Origin of the sequence: Thermococcus sp. ES12, assembly GCF_012027515.1 — an archaeon.
Classification (GTDB): domain Archaea; phylum Methanobacteriota_B; class Thermococci; order Thermococcales; family Thermococcaceae; genus Thermococcus; species Thermococcus barossii.
The window spans coordinates 1-417 of record NZ_SNUP01000102.1 but is presented as its reverse complement, the minus strand read 5'-3'; the positions used below and the strand labels follow the sequence as shown (position 1 = coordinate 417).

The following is a 417-nucleotide window of genomic DNA, read 5'->3' as shown; positions in this document are numbered from 1 at the left end:
AACACCAATCAAAAATAGTGCCAACAAACTTTTCTTCATAGGGGTTCACCTTACATTAGTTGTTGTCATGAAAGTATCATCGCCAGTGATATATATACCTTACGATTTTCGTTCACGGATGTTCCCTTTTATGTATCTTGCTCAAAGAAGTGCATCGGAAATCATAAAGATGAAATGAAAAATGAGAAGGGAGGCAATCTTTCTCCATGAAGTTGGCCCAGAAGAATCTTGACTTTTCCTGGCAGCTCGATTTCTGCTTCCTTTTTTGAATAATTAATCCCAATCAGTATTCTTTCTTCTTCAGAAACTCTTTCGTATATGAGGAGCCTATCCTCAAAAAATATCGGAACAAATGCTCCTTTTTGCAAAGCTTTGCTTCTCTTCCTCAGCCTTATCAGCTCTTTTGTGGTCTCGAGT

At 37.9% G+C, this 417-nt stretch carries 1 pseudogene; it reads right to left on the bottom strand.

Annotated elements, in window-relative coordinates:
• Positions 1-161 precede the first annotated feature (161 nt).
• Positions 162-417, bottom strand: a pseudogene (locus E3E37_RS11255) (alpha-glycosidase); the annotation flags it as partial.